The sequence below is a fragment of the Streptomyces sp. NPDC016845 genome (assembly GCF_044332585.1).
Lineage (GTDB): Bacteria > Actinomycetota > Actinomycetes > Streptomycetales > Streptomycetaceae > Streptomyces.
In genome coordinates this window covers 30,742-45,780 of the sequence record NZ_JBIRPI010000007.1, presented here as the reverse complement: position 1 = coordinate 45,780, position 15,039 = coordinate 30,742, and the positions used below count along the sequence as shown (strand labels likewise).

The window sequence follows — 15,039 nt, the reverse complement described above, 5'->3', positions numbered from 1 at the left end:
TGCCATGAAGACAGCACTGTGACGCTCCTCGCGTCCGGTACCTCCCGATTCAGCCGCGGTACTGGTAAGTAGCCGACGCCTGGTCGTACAACCGCGTCACCTCGTCGCGCTCCGCCTCGGGGCCGCGCACCTGGACGACGTGGTACTTGCCGCCGACGATCATGGCCAGATTCCGCACGAAAACTTCACGCCCGTCGGATCCCTGCCACGTGAACTGCCCTTCGGCCATGGTCCGTCCGCCGACCTCGACGGTCTTCATGCCACTCGAGGTGGCCCACGTCGAGTCGCGGAACGGCTGCAGCTCGCGCTCGTCCTCGCGCTGGTACTTCATCGGGTCGCCGCCGTACGTGGCGGTCGCGTCGCGGCCCGGGACGAGAAGCAGCTCGAACCTCCCCTGCGCGTACACGACTTGTCCCCGTCCGTTCTTCGGCTGCCGCTGCCACCCCTTGGCGACCGCGACCTCGAACCCCTCGGGGTCCTTGCGCAGGACGAACCCGGCGGCGATGTCGGACTGCGGCTGGGTGCTGGAGGGCTCGGAGCTGTCCTGCCGGTCGGGCGACGCAGAGGACGCGGGCGCGGACGGCTCCCGCGAGCGCTGCGGGGCGCCGCCACCGATCGAGTTGGCGTTCTCCCGCGCCCCCGAGGCGCCGTCGTCCTTCGGCATGAAGACCATCGCGTACGCCACCGCGCCGACGAGCCCGACGAGCACGAGGACGAGCAGCCACCGCCCGAGCGACCTGGGCTGCCGCCCGCCCCGCTCACGGGGTGCGCGCGGCGCCTCGGGTATGCGCTCGGCCTTCGGCGCCCGCCGCGGTTTCGGCGCCTTCCGCGGCTTCGGCGCCCTCGTCGGCCCGGGAGCGTGCGCGGCCCGCTCGACCCGGCCGCGCTTGTGCCGCCCGTGCCTGCGCACGAGCTCCCCGCGACGGCGTTTGACGGGCAGTCGGGTGGCATCGAACGGCGGCGCCGGTACGACGTTCACCCCCGCCTCCGGCTCGGGCGCGGACCGCACCAGCGAGCGCAGCCAGCCGCGCAGCTCCTCGAAGTCGAGCCGCTCGGTGGGGTCCTGCCGTAACAGCGACTCCACGACGGGCCGCAGCGGCCCGCACTCCTCGGCGAACGCGGGTGGCTCCGCGCACACCATCTGGACCAGTTCCGGCGTGGACTCCTCCGGGTACGGGGCGTGCCCCTGCACGGCCCGGAAGAGCAGCGCTCCCAGCGCCCACAGATCGGTGGCGGGCCCGACGGGCGCCGCCAACTGCCAGCTGTCCTGCACGGGGTACGCCTGCTCGGGCGCCCAGCGCTCGGTGACGGGCCCGACCACGGTCATCCGCACCTGCCGGGCCCGCTCGGCGGCGACCCCACTCAGCTCAGACCCAGCCCCGCCAGGCTCATATCCAGCCCCGCCAGGCTCATATCCAGCCCCTCCGGCGTTTGAGGAGCGGGGTCCGGGGCGGAGCCCCGTGTCCTTGCTGTCAGCGCCGACGTCCTCGACATCACCGCCGGAGACGAGCTCGTCCCACCGAGCGGGCCGCACAGCGGCGGGGTCGGAGGGCCCAGCCTCGACCTCATGCCCGGGCCGGGGCCCGGCCCCGTGCCACGCCTCCCCGCCGGCGGCAGCCCGCGCCCCCGCGCGATACGCCGCGATGGCCCCCGCCCGAGCCGCCCGGAAGTCCTCGGGACCGGACTCCGCCCCGCGCAGCGCCACAGCGGGCGGCGCGGCCTGCGACGGCAGGGAGACGGGCGCGGGCTCGGCCACCTCGACGGCCGCTTCGAACCCGAACCCGAACCCGGGACCGGACCCCGGCGGAGGCGTGGGCGACGGCGAGGGGCCGTCGAACTCCGGTGCGCCCGGCGTGGAGGGCCGCGGGTCGTACCCGCACAGGGCCTCCTCGGCGGCGCCCGCGGCCATGCCGGTGAGCACGACCCGCCCGTCGTCGCAGACCAGCACGGTCCGCGCGGTGATGTTCCGGTGCACCCACCCGTGCCCGTGCAGCGCCCGCAGCGCGGTCAGCACGTCGGAGGCCACCTCCGCGGCCCGGTACGGGCTGAGCGGCGCCTCATCGAGGAGCTCGGCGAGCGGCCGCGCCGCGACGACCTCGCTCACGACCCACAGCGACCCGCCCTCGGCGAACACGTCGAAGACCTGGTCGAGCCGGGGGTGGTCGGGTATCTGCGCGGCGGCCTGCGCGGCCTCGATGGCCCGCGCCACGGCGGGCTCGGCGGCGCCACGGGCCGGTGCCCCGGGCCTGAACCCCTCCGGGAGGCCGTCCGCGTCGAGCACCTCCGCCTCGACGACCTCGGGCAACGGCACCTGTCTGACCAGGACTTCCTGCCCGCTGTACGTGTCGAAGGCGCGGCTCTCCGCGAACTCCTGCGCGTCCGGCGCCGGAACGGGAAGACGGTAACGGTCGGCGAGCACCCGTCCCGCGTACTCGTCCACGACGCCTCCCCAGATCCGCTCGCCGGTCAAGTCCGTTCGTTATGTGCCCAGTTGTACGAACTGTTACGGCACGACGCTTCCGATTACGGCTGCGCACGGTCCGCAAGCACTCACGATACGTGCCGAAAGCGTCCGGAGTTGAGAATCGTCAGCTTTCCCGGTGCGGGGTACCCACGACCTGGCCCCATGTCCCGGACTCTCATGACTTGGGGGTGAACGACTCCGTGAACGTCTTCCACGTCGTCTTGCGCTGCTCGCCGCTCCAGTCGGCGTCCTTCGCCGTGTACATCAGCCCGTACCCCAGCGACCCGCTGACCACGAAGCCCCGGTCCACCGAGCGGTACTTGGTGCCCCCGTCGACGTACGTGAACTCCCAGTCGGCCGTGTTCCAGCCGCGGTAGTCGACCGCCGCTATGCGGATGCGGTCGTACTGGGAGCGCCGCATGCCGCTTTCCTGGTTCTTCCAGTCCGCGACCGGGTCGGACTTCGGCGTACTGGTCCAGCCGACCAGCAGCTTCTGCGCGTCCGGGCCCCTGAAGCGCGCCCCGGCGGAGTCGGTCGAGACGTACTTCCACCCCTTGGGCAGATCGATCTCGAAGCCCTGGGAGTGCTTGTACGTCTTGGCGTCGGGGTCCGTGCCGTCGCTGCCGGGCGATCCGCCCTGACCGGAGCCGGAACCGGCGCCGGACGAGGCGGTGGCGCTGCCCTTGTCGTCGCCGGGCTCCTTGCCGCCCGACGCGTTCCCGTCCTTGTCCGAGCCCTTGTCGGAGCCCTTGTCCGAGTCCTTGTCGGAGCCCTTGCCGCTGTCCGCGTCCGTGTCCTTGCCGTCGCCCGCGCCCGCGGACCCGGTGGTCCCGGCGGAGGCCGCCTTGTCGCCGCCCTTGGTACCGCCCGCCTTGTCCTCGTCGCCCCCGCCGAGCGAGACCGCCAGGATCACGCCGAGGACGACGAGCGCCACGACCGCCGCGATGATCACGAGCGTGCGGCGCGGCACGACATCGGTGATCGACGCCTTGGGCGCGGGGGTGCGCGGCGCCGGTCCGCCGGGCTGCGCCGGGATCCGGCCGGACGTCGCGCCCGCCGTGGCGGACACCGCCGTCTTCTGCTGGGCGGCGGGCTTCTCCCGGGCGGCCGTGGCGGCAGCGGCAGCCTTGCGTACGGACTTGAGCGCGCCCCGCAGCTTCTCCGCGGCCTCCTCGCCCCTGGCCGCGACGGCGGCTCCGGTCTTGCTCGGCGTCTTCTCCCACGGCGGCGCGGGCGGCAGCGGTACGACCTTGGTGGCGTCGGCCGGTTCCGGCTCGGGGGCCGCCTTGGGCGCGGGCGCGTTGATGACGTTCTTCAGGAGCGCGCGGGCGCCCGCGTCGTCGAGGCGCTGGGCCGGGTCCTTGGCGAGCAGCCCGTAGATGACCGGCTCCAGCGGGCCCGCGTTGGCCGGCGGGTCGACCGGCTCGGTCATGACGGCGGTCAGCGTGGCGATCGCCGACCCCTTGTCGTACGGGGGGATGCCCTCCACGGCCGCGTACAGCAGACCACCGAGCGACCACATGTCGGCGGCGGGGCCCGGCTTGTGGCCGCGCGCCCGCTCGGGCGAGATGTACGAGGGCGCGCCGACGAGCATGCCGGTGGAGGTGATCGAGGGGTCGCCCTCGACCTGGGCGATGCCGAAGTCGGTGAGCACGACCCGGCCGTCCTCGGCGATCAGCACGTTGGACGGCTTCACGTCGCGGTGCAGGATGCCTTCGCGGTGCGCCGAGCGCAGCACGTCGAGGATGGCGAGGCCGACCTCGGCGGCGCGCTGCGGTGTGAGCACCCCGTCCTCGCGGATGGCCTCGGCGAGGGACTTGCCCTCGACGAGTTCCATGACGATCCAGGGCCGGTCGTCCTCGTCGACGACGTCGAAGACGGTGACGGCGCCGCTGTTGCGGATCCGGGCGATCGCCTTCGCCTCGCGCAGGGTGCGCGTGATGAGGCGCCGCTTCTCCTCCTCGTCGATGCTCGACGGGAAGCGCAGCTCCTTCACGGCGACGGTGCGCCCGAGCGTCTCGTCCTTGGCCCGCCACACGGTGCCCATGCCGCCGCGGCCGAGCACGTCGCCGAGGCGGTAGCGCCCGGCGAGCAGCCGTCCGGCCGGTTCCCCGGAAGCGGATCCCTCACCGGCGGATGCCTTGCCGGCACCTCCCTGACCGGCGGACCTCTGCCCGTCGCGATCGCCGCCCGTGTCCGGCGCGTCCTTCACGGACGCGTCCTGACGAGCGCTCTTGTCCTGACGGGTCTCGCCCGCCCGCTCCGCCTCCGACATGCGTCCCCTCTGCAACCCGCCCTGACAGAGCCTTCATTGTCCCTCACGTGGGGACCGCCCGACGCCCAGGGTCGCTCCCGCGAATGGTTGTCGGGAACGTCTTCTCTGTCCGGATCCGGGCAGCCCGCCTGCCCGTTGACCTTGTATGACGCCACTCTTCCTGGGCGCGCCACCAAGGGCAAGAGCTACCGGCGTGTCACAGCGGCGCGATGTCGGGCGCCCCGAGCCGGGCCGCGTCGGCGGTCAGGTCGTCGGGCTGGAGCTGGGACTCGCGCTCGGCCTCCACCCGCTTCTCGTAGTGCGCGACCTCCCGTTCGATCTGGTCCTTGTCCCAGCCGAGCACCGGCGCCATGAGTTCGGCCGCCTCCCGCGCCGAGCGGGTCCCGCGGTCGAACGTCTCGATGGAGATACGGGTCCGCCGCGTGAGCACGTCGTCGAGGTGGCGGGCCCCCTCGTGCGAGGCCGCGTACACGACCTCCGCCCGCAGATAGTCGTCGGCGCCGGTCAGGGGCGCCCCGAGCCCGGGGTCGGCGGCGATGAGCTCGAGGACTTCCTGCGCCAACGCCCCGTACCGGTTGAGGAGATGCTCGATCCGCACGACGTGCAGGCCCGTGCGCGCGGCGATCCGCGCCCGCGCGTTCCACAGCGCCCGGTACCCCTCGGCACCGACCAGCGGTACGTCCTCGGTGACGCACTCGGCGACCCGCTGGTCGAGTGCGTGCACGGCCTCGTCGACGGCGTCCTTCGCCATCACGCGGTACGTCGTGTACTTGCCGCCCGCGACGACGACGAGCCCCGGCACGGGGTGCGCGACGGTGTGCTCGCGCGACAACTTGCTGGTGGCGTCGGACTCCCCGGCGAGCAGCGGGCGCAGGCCCGCGTACACGCCTTGCACGTCGTCACGCGTGAGCGGCACGCCGAGCACGGAGTTCACGTGTTCAAGGAGGTAGTCGATGTCGGCGCTGGAGGCCGCCGGGTGCGCCTTGTCGAGGTCCCACTCGGTGTCGGTCGTGCCGACGATCCAGTGCCGCCCCCACGGGATGACGAACAGCACGCTCTTCTCGGTGCGGAGAATGAGCCCGGTCGTCGAGTTGATGCGGTCCTTCGGCACGACGAGGTGGATGCCCTTGGAGGCGCGCACGTGGAACTGGCCGCGCTCGCCGACCATGGCCTGCGTGTCGTCGGTCCACACGCCGGTGGCGTTGACGACCTGCTTGGCGCGGATCTCGTACTCGCCGCCGCCCTCCACGTCCCGCACGCGCGCGCCGACGACCCGCTCGCCCTCGCGCAGGAACCCGGTCACGCGCGCGCGGTTGGCGGCCTTCGCCCCGTACATGGCGGCGGTGCGTACGAGCGTCGCGACGTAACGGGCGTCGTCCATCTGGGCGTCGTAGTACTGGAGCGCGCCGACCAGCGCGTCCTTCTTCAAGCAGGGCGCGACGCGCAGCGCGTGACGCCGCGACAGATGACGGTGGGCGGGGAGCCCGCGCCCGTGCCCGCGCGCCATGGACATGGCGTCGTAGAGGGCGACGCCCGAGCCCGCGTACAGCCGCTCCCACGCCTTGTGCTGAAGCGGATACAGGAACGGCACGGGCTTCACGAGATGCGGCGCGAGGCGTTCGAGCAGCAGCCCGCGCTCCTTCAGCGCCTCCCGTACGAGGGCGAAGTCCAGCATCTCCAGATACCTGAGCCCGCCGTGGATCAGCTTGCTGGACCGGCTCGACGTGCCCGACGCCCAGTCGCGCGCCTCGACGAGCCCGGTGGACAGGCCGCGCGTCACCGCGTCCAGGGCCGTGCCCGCGCCCACCACGCCCGCGCCCACGACGAGAACGTCCAGCTCACCCTCGGCCATGGTCGCGAGGGCCTGTGCGCGCTGCTCGGGTCCCAGTGTCGCTGCCTTCACTGCTGCCTCCCGCTGTCGTCGGCCGGCCTCACCGGCAGGTGTACCCGGGCTCGGGCCCCTTGCACGCAACACTCCACAACCCATTGCGGCGCAATACCGCATATCGGTCATATTTACTCCTAGTGTGACAGTGCGCTCGCTCGTTCCGACCACCGGGCCTGCGCGACTGTCCCGCCCCGGCCAGCAGCCGGAACCGCCTCCTCGGGAAGGACGGCAACCGCCATGCCCGCAGACCTCGCCGTCATCGGCCTCGGCCACCTCGGCCTGCCGCTCGCGCAGGCCGCCGTCGCCGCACACATCGCCACCGTCGGCCACGATCCGGACCGCGCGAAGGACCTCGCCGCGGGCCGCGTCCCCGGCGACGGCGACGACGCGGCCCTGACCGCCGCCGACGTCCGCCGCATGCTCGCCGGTGGCTTCCGCCCCACCACCAACCCCGCCGAACTGGGCCGCGTACGCACCGCCGTGATCTGCGCCCCCACCCCGCCCGGCGCCGACGGCGGCCCGTCGCTCGACCCCGTCATCGAGGCGACCCGCACCCTCGCCTCCCACCTGCGCCCGCACACCACCGTGATCATCGAGTCACCGGTCCCGCCGGGCACCACGGAGTCCATCCTGCTGCCCCTCCTCGAAGAGGGCTCACGGCTGCGCGCGGGCCGCGACTTCCACCTGGCGCACGCCCCCGGGCGGCTCGACCCCGGCAACCGCGCCCAGCCCTACGCCTCCACCCCCAAGGTCATCGGCGGCTACACCCCCGCCTGCACCGAATCGGCCGCGACCTTCTACAGCCGCCTCACCGACAAGGTCGTCCGCGCCCGCGGCCCGCGCGAGGCGGAGACGGTGCACCTCCTGGAGACCAACTACCGGCACGTCAACATCGCCCTGGTCAACGAGATGGCCGTGCTCTGCCACGACCTCAATGTCGACCTGTGGGACGTCATCCGCTGCGCCGAGACCAAGCCCTTCGGCTTCCAGGCGTTCCGTCCGGGACCCGGCGTCGGCGGCCACGCCCTCCCCCAGGACCTCACCTCACGCCACCTGCCGACCCGCCCTCTGCGGATGGTGGAGCTGGCCAGGCAGGTCAACGACCACATGCCGTCCTACGTGGTCCAGCGCGCGGCCACGCTCCTCAACGAGCACGGCAAATCCGCCCGCGGCGCTCGCGTCCTCCTCCTCGGCATCACCTACAAGCCCGACCTCGCCGACCGCCAGGGCGCCCCCGCCCAGGAGATCGCCACCCGCCTCATGCAGCTCGGCGCCGCCGTCAGCTACCACGACCCCTACGTCCCGTCCTGGAACGTCCTGAACCGCCCGGTCCCGCGCGCCGATTCGCTCTACGAGGCCGCCGCCGACGCCGACCTGACGATCCTGCTCCAGCACCACCGCACCTATGACCTGCAAGGTCTCGCGGTGAAGGCGCAGCTCCTCCTGGACACCAGAGGGGCGACTCCGGCGGGGGCGGCACACCGGCTCTGACTGCGACTGTGCGGCCCTTCCGGGCACACCCGTGCCCACGTTCACTCCACGGGGGGACCGCATGACCCAGCCACCGCCGCCACAGGACGCCAACCCGTACGCCCAGCAGCAGCCGCCCCAGCCCGGGTACGGCCAGCCGCAGCAGCCCCAGGGCCAGCAGCCGTACGCCCCGTTCCCGCAGCAGCAGGGCCAGCCGGGCGGTTTCGTGCCCCAGGCGCCGCCGGCGCGTAGCGGGAACGCCGCGCTCGGCATAGTCGCCGCCGTGGTCCTGGCCCTCGTCACGGCCTGGATCTACGGCGCGGTCATGGAGGCCACCGAGCACGAGATCGGCTACGCGGCCGTGGCGGTCGGCGCCCTCATCGGCTTCGCCGCGGGCAAGGTCGGCGGCCGCAACCAGGTCCTGCCGTTCGTCTGCGCGGTGCTGGCGCTCGGCGCGGTCTACCTGGGCCAGCTCACCGGCTACGCGATGGCCGTCGCCGAGCTGGCGCACATCTCGTGGTTCGAGGTCCTCACCGACCACTTCGGCGACCTCAGCGAGGGCTGGAAGGAAGAGGCCGACCCGATGACGTTCCTCTTCCTCGTCATCGGCGCCGTCACCGCGTTCGGCAGCTCGAAGAAGGCGGCCCTCTGACCGACGGGTCGAGAAAGTGAGTGGGGCCCCGCCGGTCCGGCGGGGCCCCACTCACGTCCTGCTACGGCACAGCGTCAGCGCCGGTGCTGGGAATCAGCCACCGTCACCTCGACCCGCTGGAACTCCTTGAGCTCGCTGTAGCCGGTCGTCGCCATGGCCCGCTTCAGCGCGCCGAAGATGTTCATCGACCCGTCGGGCGTGGACGAGGGCCCGGTGAGGACCTCCTCCGTGGTGCCCACGGTGCCCAGGTCGACCTTCTTGCCGCGCGGCACGTCCTCGTGGACGGCCTCCATGCCCCAGTGGTGCCCCTGACCGGGCGCGTCCGTGGCACGGGCCAGCGGGGAGCCCATCATGATGGCGTCCGCGCCACAGGCGATGGCCTTGGGCAGGTCGCCGGACCAGCCCACGCCGCCGTCGGCGATGACGTGCACGTACCGGCCGCCGGACTCGTCCATGTAGTCGCGGCGCGCGGCGGCGACGTCGGCGACGGCGGTGGCCATCGGGACCTGGATGCCGAGCACGTTGCGCGTGGTGTGCGCGGCGCCGCCGCCGAAGCCGACGAGCACACCGGCCGCACCCGTACGCATGAGGTGCAGGGCGGCCGTGTACGTGGCGCAGCCGCCGACGATCACCGGCACGTCCAGCTCGTAGATGAACTGCTTGAGGTTGAGCGGCTCGGCGGCGCCGGAGACGTGCTCCGCGGAGACGGTGGTGCCGCGGATGACGAAGATGTCGACGCCCGCGTCCACGACCGCCTTGGAGAACTCGGCGGTGCGCTGCGGGGAGAGCGCGGCGGCGGTGACGACGCCGGAGTCGCGCACCTCCTTGATGCGCTGCCCGATCAGGTCGGCCTGGATCGGGGCGGCGTAGATCTCCTGGAGACGGCGCGTCGCGTTGTCGGTGTCCAGCTCGCGGATCTCGTCGAGCAGCGGCTGCGGGTCCTCGTACCGGGTCCACAGACCTTCGAGGTTGAGGACGCCGAGGCCGCCCAGTTCACCGATGCGGATCGCGGTCTGCGGCGAGACCACGGAGTCCATGGGGGCGGCCAGGAACGGCAGCTCGAAGCGGTAGGCGTCGATCTGCCAGGCGATCGAGACCTCCTTCGGGTCGCGGGTGCGCCGGCTCGGTACGACGGCGATGTCGTCGAAGGCGTACGCGCGGCGGCCGCGCTTGCCGCGCCCGATCTCGATCTCAGTCACGTGATGTGGGCCTTTCCCTCTTGGTCTGCGTGTTCCAGTATCCCCGACACACCAGTGAGGGGCGGCCCCGGCACTGCGGGACCGCCCCTCACCAGGCGTGGTGTTACTTACGGCTGTAGTTCGGCGCCTCGACCGTCATCTGGATGTCGTGCGGGTGGCTCTCCTTGAGACCCGCGGACGTGATGCGGACGAAACGACCCTTGGACTCCATCTCGTCGACGCTCGCCGCGCCGACGTAGCCCATGGTCTGGCGCAGGCCGCCGACGAGCTGGTGCAGGACGTTGGCGAGCGGGCCGCGGTAGGGCACCTGGCCCTCGATGCCCTCGGGCACGAGCTTGTCGTCGGAGGCGACCTCGGCCTGGAAGTACCGGTCCTTGGAGTAGGAGCGGCCCTGGCCACGGGACTGCATGGCGCCGAGCGAGCCCATGCCGCGGTAGGACTTGAACTGCTTGCCGTTGATGAACTGCAGCTCGCCGGGCGACTCCTCGCAGCCCGCGAGCAGCGAGCCGAGCATCACCGAGTCGGCACCGGCGGCGAGCGCCTTGCCGATGTCGCCGGAGTACTGCAGGCCACCGTCGCCGATGACCGGGACACCGGCCGCGCGGGCGGCGACCGCCGCCTCGTAGATCGCCGTGACCTGCGGGACGCCGATACCGGCGACCACGCGGGTGGTGCAGATCGAGCCCGGTCCGACGCCGACCTTGACGCCGTCGACACCGGCGTCGATGAGCGCCTGGGCGCCGTCGCGCGTGGCGACATTGCCGCCGATGACGTCGACGGAGACGCTCGACTTGATCTTCGACATCCAGCTCAGCGCATTGCTGTTGTGGCCGTGCGAGGTGTCGACGATGAGGAAGTCGACCCCGGCACCGGCCAGCGCCTGGGCGCGTTCGAGCGCCTCGGGGCTCGCGCCCACGGCGGCGCCGACGAGCAGGCGGCCCTCGGCGTCCTTCGCCGCGTTCGGGTACTGCTCGGCCTTCTTGAAGTCCTTGACGGTGATGAGGCCCTTGAGCACACCGGCGTCGTCGACGAGCGGAAGCTTCTCGATCTTGTGGCGGCGCAGCAGCTCCATCGCGTCGACACCACTTATGCCGACCTTGCCGGTCACGAGCGGCATCGGCGTCATGACCTCGCGGACCTGACGGCTGCGGTCGGACTCGAAGGCCATGTCGCGGTTGGTGACGATGCCGAGCAGCTTGCCCGCCGGGTCGGTCACCGGGACGCCGCTGATCCGGAACTTCGCGCACAGCGCGTCGGCCTCGGCGAGGGTGGCGTCGGGGTGCACGGTGATCGGGTCGGTGACCATGCCGGACTCGGACCGCTTCACCAGGTCGACCTGGTTGACCTGGTCCTCGATCGACAGGTTGCGGTGCAGCACGCCGACGCCGCCCTGGCGGGCCATGGCGATCGCCATGCGCGCCTCGGTGACCTTGTCCATCGCCGCGGAGAGCAGCGGGATGTTCACGCGGACGTTCCTGGAGATGCGGGACGAGGTGTCGACCGCGTTCGGCAGCACTTCCGACGCGCCCGGCAGCAGCAGCACGTCGTCGTAGGTCAGCCCGAGTGTCGCGAATTTCTCGGGCACTCCGTCGACGTTTGCAGTCATGACACCTTCCCCAAATGGCCTTGATCGGTGCGGATGTCCATGCTAACGGGAACAAGAGGTGTCTCATTCCACGAGCAAGATCATCAAGCTTCTTCGTACGTTCCCACGTACGCGGCCGGGGGCCTGTGCTACCGCCCGGAACCAGGCCGCGCTACTGCTCGGCCAGGGCCCGCAGGCGGCTGAGCGCCCGGTGCTGCGCGACGCGCACGGCGCCGGGTGACATGCCCAACATCTGCCCGGTCTCCTCGGCGGTGAGCCCGACGGCGATCCGCAGGAGCAGCAGCTCCCGCTGGTTGTCCGGGAGGTTGGCGAGGAGCTTCTTGGCCCACGCGGCGTCGCTGTTCAGCAGCGCCCGCTCCTCCGGGCCGAGCGAGTCGTCGGGCCGCTCCGGCATCTCGTCGGACGGCACCGCCGTCGAACCGGGGCCGCGCATGGCCGCGCGCTGCAGGTCGGCGACCTTGTGCGCGGCGATGGCGAAGACGAACGCCTCGAACGGGCGCCCGGTGTCCTTGTAGCGCGGCAGCGCGAGCAGCACCGCGACACAGACTTCCTGGGCGAGGTCCTCCACGAAGTGCCGCGCGTCCCCCGGGAGCCGGGAGAGGCGGGTGCGGCAGTAGCGGATCGCCAGGGGGTGGACGTGTGCGAGCAGATCGTGCGTGGCCTGCTCGTCACCGTCGACGGCGCGGCCGACGAGCGTACCGATGACCCCTTGCGGGGTCACTGCCTCGTCGTCGCGCATCGGTCCATGGTGCCTTGCCGAGGCGCGGTCCGTGACATCGCGGCCCTGGTTGTGCACCGAAGCGTTATGAGCAGGTGCGCCGGAACTCATCTCCTGCGCCCTCCCCTCTCGCTGACCCTGCTCGCCCGAATCGCCGTCCCCGAGGAACTCCACACCTCCAAGGATGCGGCATCACGCGCGAAACGTGAGAGCGCCGTCCGCCGTGCCCCGCCAGGGGCGCGGCGAACGGCGCGCCCAGCCACGACGGACTCGCGGGCGGCCGGCCACCACACCCCGACGGCGCGCTACCGCACGAGGCCCCACCGGAACCCGAGCGCGACGGCGTGCGCCCGGTCGGAAGCCCCGAGCTTCTTGAACAAGCGCCGCGCATGCGTCTTCACGGTGTCCTCGGAGAGGAAGAGCTCGCGCCCGATCTCCGCGTTGGACCGGCCGTGACTCATGCCTTCGAGCACCTGGATCTCGCGCGCGGTGAGCGTGGGCGCCGCGCCCATCTCGGCCGAGCGCAGTCTGCGCGGGGCGAGCCGCCACGTGGGGTCGGCGAGCGCCTGCGTCACGGTGGCCCGCAGTTCGGCGCGCGAGGCGTCCTTGTGCAGATAACCGCGGGCGCCGGCGGCGACGGCGAGCGCCACCCCGTCCAGGTCCTCGGCCACGGTGAGCATGATGATGCGCGCACCGGGGTCGGCGGAGAGCAGCCTCCTGACCGTCTCGACGCCGCCCAGTCCGGGCATGCGTACGTCCATCAGAATCAGGTCCGAGCGGTCGGCGCCCCAGCGGCGGAGGACTTCCTCCCCGTTGGCCGCGGTCGTCACACGCTCGACGCCGGGCACGGTCGCGACCGCGCGGCGGAGCGCTTCTCGGGCGAGCGGGGAGTCGTCGCAGACGAGGACGGATGTCATGACCGTCCTCCGCAGCTGATGCGCGTCACCTTGAGCCTCCAGGCTTTGTACGAATCGTCACCTGTGCGGTCGACACTCGCAAACCACCGGACAGATGCCCGAGCGCTTGTTCTTTCAACCGCCTCCGCACTACCAACGACGGTCACTCGAAAGAGTTACGGGTCGGACGGTCTCGTTCGGCACTCTACGTGAGGGCCCGGACACAGTGGAGGAGCTGCGACGGACCCTCAAAGTTTCATCACAAGCTATGCCCTATTTGGCGGCTTTTCTTCACTTTTCCTGGTGTCTGTAGCTAGATTCGCAATGAGTCATATTTTCATCTCCTTAGATAGTAGATGTACGGTCAGGCACCGTATCCGCGCCACAACCGGATGAAACCGGCCACAACCGGCTACAAGGGGACTACGCAATGGCAGATTTCTCCCGCCTTCCCGGACCGAACGCCGACCTCTGGGACTGGCAGCTCCTCGCGGCCTGCCGCGGGGTCGACAGCTCGCTCTTCTTCCACCCGGAGGGCGAGCGAGGAGCGGCGCGCAGCGCGCGTGAGAACTCGGCGAAAGAGGTCTGCATGAGGTGCCCGGTCCGCGCGGAGTGCGCAGCTCACGCCCTTCAGGTGCGGGAGCCGTACGGCGTGTGGGGCGGCCTCACCGAGGACGAGCGCGAAGAGCTGATGGGGCGGGCCCGCAACCGGCTCGTCACGGCGTCGGCGGCGGCCGTCGGCGGTTCCGCACCCACCGAGCCGGGACACTGACGGCTCACCGACACATCACCGCGAATCACTGAAGGAACGTTTCTCCAGCAGGCCTGACGGGCGCCGCGCGAGGCCCGGACTCAGCGGGCGGCGGCCTTCGCCAGGTGGTCGAGGGTCGCGGCGACCGCCGGGACCTGGGCCAGATCGGGCAGCGTGAGCGCCACGATCTCGCGTCGCACGGGCGGCTCCACCGTCACTGTGCGTGCACCCTTGGGCCGAACGGATTCGATGGCCAGTTCGGGAAGGACGGCAACTCCGAGCCCCGCGCCGACCAGGCCGACCACCGCCGGGTAGTCGTCCGTGGCGAAGTCGATGCGCGGGGCGAACCCGGCGCCCCGGCAGACCTCGACGAGCTGTCGGCGGCAGCGCGGGCAGCCCGCGATCCAGGGGTCGTCGGCGAACGCGTCGATGGTGACCGAGCCCGCGTCGGCGAGCGGATGCCCCTCGGCGACGAGCCCGACGAGCCGGTCGGCGAGCAGCGGCCGCACGACGAGGTCGTCCCACTCCTCGGCGGCATGGGCGCCTTCGCCCTCCCGTCGCCCGCCACCGCCCTTCTGCTGAGGCGCTTCGCGCCGCCCCTCATAACGGAAGGCGAGAGCCACGTCGCAGTCGCCCTCGCGCAGCATCTCCACCGAGCGCGGGGGCTCTGCCTCCACCAGCGATACACGGGTGCCGGGGTGTTCGGCGCGCAGGGCGGCGAGGGCGGTCGGGACGAGGGTCGAGCTGCCGCTCGGGAAGGAGACGAGGCGGACGCGGCCCGCGCGCAGGCCCGCGATCGCGGCGATCTCCTCCTCGGCGGCGGTGAGCCCGGCGAGGATGCCCGCCGCGTGGCGTACGAGCGCCTCACCGGCCTGCGTCAGCCGCATCTCACGGCCCGTGCGGATCAGCAGCGGCGTACCGGCCGACGACTCCAGGGCCTTCATCTGCTGGCTGACGGCGGGCTGCGTGCAGCCCAGTTCGCGGGCCGCCGCCGAGAAGGAGCCGGTGGCGGCGACGGCGCGCAGGACACGAAGGTGCCGGGCCTCGATCATGGTTCAAGCATAAGCGCCGCTTGGGGCGATCGCCGAATACCGCGTGGCGGCTTTGACGGCAGGTCCCG

11 protein-coding genes are annotated in these 15,039 nt (G+C 71.9%); 3 read left to right on the top strand and 8 right to left on the bottom strand.

The features are described from left to right. Positions 1 to 49: 49 nt before the first annotated feature. The 3 genes from ACH4RC_RS19785 to ACH4RC_RS19775 all read right to left on the bottom strand — a co-directional run bounded on the left by ACH4RC_RS19785 (position 50) and on the right by ACH4RC_RS19775 (position 6,642). Positions 50 to 2,440 (bottom strand): protein kinase, encoded by a 2,391-nt coding sequence (locus ACH4RC_RS19785; RefSeq protein ID WP_398202927.1) that lies wholly within the window; start codon positions 2,438 to 2,440, stop codon positions 50 to 52. Between the two features lie 199 nt (positions 2,441 to 2,639). Further along, on the bottom strand, positions 2,640 to 4,739 hold the full coding sequence (locus ACH4RC_RS19780; RefSeq protein ID WP_398202415.1) for a protein kinase: 2,100 nt from the start codon (positions 4,737 to 4,739) through the stop codon (positions 2,640 to 2,642). A gap of 196 nt (positions 4,740 to 4,935) precedes the next feature. Then, positions 4,936 to 6,642, bottom strand: a complete 1,707-nt coding sequence (locus tag ACH4RC_RS19775; protein ID WP_398202413.1) for a glycerol-3-phosphate dehydrogenase/oxidase — start codon at positions 6,640 to 6,642, stop codon at positions 4,936 to 4,938. A 222-nt stretch (positions 6,643 to 6,864) separates the two neighbouring features. On the opposite strand from ACH4RC_RS19775, the gene ACH4RC_RS19770 reads away from it, so the two are divergent. Continuing rightward, positions 6,865 to 8,118, top strand: a complete 1,254-nt coding sequence (locus ACH4RC_RS19770; protein WP_398202411.1) for a nucleotide sugar dehydrogenase — start codon at positions 6,865 to 6,867, stop codon at positions 8,116 to 8,118. 61 nt (positions 8,119 to 8,179) lie between these two features. After that, positions 8,180 to 8,749: a hypothetical protein gene (locus ACH4RC_RS19765; RefSeq protein WP_398202409.1), complete on the top strand. Its 570-nt coding sequence runs from the start codon at positions 8,180 to 8,182 to the stop codon at positions 8,747 to 8,749. A gap of 74 nt (positions 8,750 to 8,823) precedes the next feature. On the opposite strand, the gene ACH4RC_RS19760 is transcribed toward ACH4RC_RS19765, so the two are convergent. The 4 genes from ACH4RC_RS19760 to ACH4RC_RS19745 all read right to left on the bottom strand — a co-directional run bounded on the left by ACH4RC_RS19760 (position 8,824) and on the right by ACH4RC_RS19745 (position 13,189). Further along, positions 8,824 to 9,948 (bottom strand): GuaB3 family IMP dehydrogenase-related protein, encoded by a 1,125-nt coding sequence (locus tag ACH4RC_RS19760; RefSeq protein ID WP_398202406.1) that lies wholly within the window; start codon positions 9,946 to 9,948, stop codon positions 8,824 to 8,826. 103 nt (positions 9,949 to 10,051) lie between these two features. Next, entirely contained in the window at positions 10,052 to 11,554 is a 1,503-nt protein-coding gene (guaB, locus tag ACH4RC_RS19755) for an IMP dehydrogenase (protein ID WP_398202405.1), read from the bottom strand. A 151-nt stretch (positions 11,555 to 11,705) separates the two neighbouring features. Further along, a complete protein-coding gene (locus tag ACH4RC_RS19750) occupies positions 11,706 to 12,293 on the bottom strand; it encodes a sigma-70 family RNA polymerase sigma factor (protein ID WP_398202402.1) in 588 nt (195 codons plus the stop codon). A 284-nt stretch (positions 12,294 to 12,577) separates the two neighbouring features. Then, entirely contained in the window at positions 12,578 to 13,189 is a 612-nt protein-coding gene (locus tag ACH4RC_RS19745) for a response regulator transcription factor (protein WP_003948568.1), read from the bottom strand. 409 nt (positions 13,190 to 13,598) lie between these two features. Between ACH4RC_RS19745 and ACH4RC_RS19740 the strand changes: the two genes are divergently transcribed. Further along, complete coding sequence (locus ACH4RC_RS19740) at positions 13,599 to 13,940, top strand: WhiB family transcriptional regulator (RefSeq protein ID WP_398202400.1); 342 nt, start codon at positions 13,599 to 13,601, stop codon at positions 13,938 to 13,940. An 80-nt stretch (positions 13,941 to 14,020) separates the two neighbouring features. Here the strand turns inward: ACH4RC_RS19740 and ACH4RC_RS19735 are convergent, their stop codons facing one another. Next, on the bottom strand, positions 14,021 to 14,971 hold the full coding sequence (locus ACH4RC_RS19735) for a LysR family transcriptional regulator (RefSeq protein ID WP_398202398.1): 951 nt from the start codon (positions 14,969 to 14,971) through the stop codon (positions 14,021 to 14,023). Between the last annotated feature and the right edge of the window lie 68 nt (positions 14,972 to 15,039).

Excerpts from the sequence above, each read along its gene's own strand:
- ACH4RC_RS19780 (WP_398202415.1), bottom strand. The coding sequence starts at position 4,739 with ATGTCGGAGGCGGAGCGGGCGGGCGAGACCCGTCAGGACAAGAGCGCT.
- ACH4RC_RS19770 (WP_398202411.1), top strand. The coding sequence starts at position 6,865 with ATGCCCGCAGACCTCGCCGTCATCGGCCTCGGCCACCTCGGCCTGCCG.
- ACH4RC_RS19765 (WP_398202409.1), top strand. The coding sequence starts at position 8,180 with ATGACCCAGCCACCGCCGCCACAGGACGCCAACCCGTACGCCCAGCAG.
- guaB (WP_398202405.1), bottom strand. The coding sequence starts at position 11,554 with ATGACTGCAAACGTCGACGGAGTGCCCGAGAAATTCGCGACACTCGGG.
- ACH4RC_RS19750 (WP_398202402.1), bottom strand. The coding sequence starts at position 12,293 with ATGCGCGACGACGAGGCAGTGACCCCGCAAGGGGTCATCGGTACGCTC.
- ACH4RC_RS19745 (WP_003948568.1), bottom strand. The coding sequence starts at position 13,189 with ATGACATCCGTCCTCGTCTGCGACGACTCCCCGCTCGCCCGAGAAGCG.
- ACH4RC_RS19740 (WP_398202400.1), top strand. The coding sequence starts at position 13,599 with ATGGCAGATTTCTCCCGCCTTCCCGGACCGAACGCCGACCTCTGGGAC.
- ACH4RC_RS19735 (WP_398202398.1), bottom strand. The coding sequence starts at position 14,971 with ATGATCGAGGCCCGGCACCTTCGTGTCCTGCGCGCCGTCGCCGCCACC.